This window comes from Arenimonas sp. (assembly GCF_019459675.1).
Lineage (GTDB): Bacteria > Pseudomonadota > Gammaproteobacteria > Xanthomonadales > Xanthomonadaceae > Arenimonas.
In genome coordinates this window covers 1-1,702 of record NZ_JAIBFH010000228.1, presented here as the reverse complement: position 1 = coordinate 1,702, position 1,702 = coordinate 1, and the positions used below count along the sequence as shown (strand labels likewise).

Annotated in this window: 3 protein-coding genes; 1 reads left to right on the top strand and 2 read right to left on the bottom strand. The window is 72.9% G+C overall.

Features of this window, described 5'->3' with window-relative positions; all coding sequences use genetic code 11:
• Positions 1–212: hypothetical protein (locus K0M70_RS07740; protein ID WP_290781209.1), on the top strand; the 212-nt coding region annotated here is incomplete at its 5' end.
• 4 nt (positions 213–216) lie between these two features.
• Here K0M70_RS07740 and dusB read toward each other — a convergent pair.
• Positions 217–1,215, bottom strand: coding sequence for a tRNA dihydrouridine synthase DusB (dusB, locus tag K0M70_RS07735; RefSeq protein ID WP_290781207.1), 999 nt, complete (start codon positions 1,213–1,215; stop codon positions 217–219).
• 1 nt (position 1,216) lies between these two features.
• On the bottom strand, positions 1,217–1,570 hold the full coding sequence (locus K0M70_RS07730) for a PfkB family carbohydrate kinase (protein ID WP_290781205.1): 354 nt from the start codon (positions 1,568–1,570) through the stop codon (positions 1,217–1,219).
• Positions 1,571–1,702: the final 132 nt, after the last annotated feature.

Here is a 1,702-nt window from a genome sequence, read left to right as displayed (position 1 = left end):
CCCGGTGGTATGCCGGGGCGAAGGCGGGGCCGGGGGGGGGCAGGGGGCCGTCGGCGGGCGAGCGGACGGCCAGCACGCCGCCGCCCATCCAGCGCACGCCGCCCCGCGGCCACTACAACGACACCATCGCGCCCGGCGACCGTCCGGGCGGGCTGCAGAAAGTGCTGCTGGCCCTGGTGGTCGTGGGCGTTTTCGTCTGGCTGTTGCGCTAGCCGCTCAGGCGGCCGTGGGCAGGTCCGGCGACACGCCGGCCACCAGGGCATCGAAGTAGTCGCGCGTCAGGCGCACCTGTTCGTCGGCGCTGTCGGCGCGATTGACCACCGCGCGGAAGGCCGCGTTTTCGGGCCGGTCCTTCGCATACCAGCCCAGGTGCTTGCGGGCGATGCGCACGCCGGACACTTCGCCGTAGAAATCGTGCAGGTGCGCCAGATGGCCCAGCAGCACGTCGCGCACTTCCACCAGCGTGGGTTCCGGCAGATGTTCGCCGGTGGCAAGGTGGTGGGCGATTTCGCGGAAAATCCACGGCCGGCCCTGCGCGGCGCGGCCCACCATCACGGCGTCCGCGCCGGTGTGCCGCAGCACGCGCGCTGCCTTTTCGGGCGAATCGATGTCGCCGTTGGCCAGCACCGGAATCGACAGCGCGGCCTTGACCGCGGCGATGGTGTCGTATTCGGCCGCGCCCGTGTAGTGCTGGTCGCGCGTGCGGCCGTGCACGGCCAGCGAGGCGATGCCGCTGTCCTGGGCAATGCGGGCGATGGCCAGCGCGTTGCGGTGTTCACTGTCCCAGCCAGTGCGGATCTTCAGCGTCACCGGCACGTCCACCGCCGCCACCACGGCCGACAGGATGCGCGCCACCAGCGCTTCGTCGCGCATCAGCGCCGAGCCGGCCCAGGTGTTGCAGACCTTCTTGGCCGGGCAGCCCATGTTGATGTCGATGATCTGCGCGCCGTGGTCGACGTTGTACTTCGCGGCCTCGGCCATCACCTGGGGCACGGTGCCGGCGATCTGCACGCTGATGGGGTCGGGCTCGCCGTGGTGGTCCACGCGGTGCATGGATTTCCGGGTGTGCCAGAGCGCCGGGTTGGAAAGGGTCATCTCCGAAACGCACAGCCCCGCGCCAAGGCGCTTGCACAGCATCCGGAACGGCTTGTCGGTGACGCCGGCCATCGGCGCCAGCACCACGCGCGGGTGGATGTCGAAGGGGCCCAGCTTCACGTCAGGCGTTCCGCGCGCGTTCGCGGGTGTCCATGCGCTTCATGGAGGCAGCGGCGCCCGGCAGTTCGGTGGACCAGCCGGCATAAGTGTTGGCGAACGACACGGCTTCACGGAAGGGCGCGGAGGGGTGGTCCTGTGCCAGGCGCGCAGCCAGCGCGCCGTTGAAGGCGTCGCCCGCGCCCGTGGTGTCCACCGCGCGGGCGGGGGAGCACGGCAGGCGGTAGAAGCCGTGCGCGTCACCGCGACGGTCGGCGTCGTGGTGGGAAACAAAGACGCCGCTGGCGCCCAGCGTGATCACCAGCGTCGCGGCCGGGGCCAGCTGCCGGCACAGCGAATGCAGCGCTGAGTCGGGCATGCCGACCAGCGCGTCGTGGGGCCCGGGCCGGGGGGGGGGGGGGGGGGGGGGCGGCCCCCCCGAGAGTGTGGGGTGGGGGGGGGGGGGGGGGGGCCGCCGCCGCGCCGCGGGGGGGGGGGGGGGGGGGGGGGG

What these genes read in the sequence shown, in the direction of transcription:
- K0M70_RS07730 (WP_290781205.1), bottom strand. Translation starts at nt 1,570, where the DNA reads ATGCCCGACTCAGCGCTGCATTCGCTGTGCCGGCAGCTGGCCCCGGCC.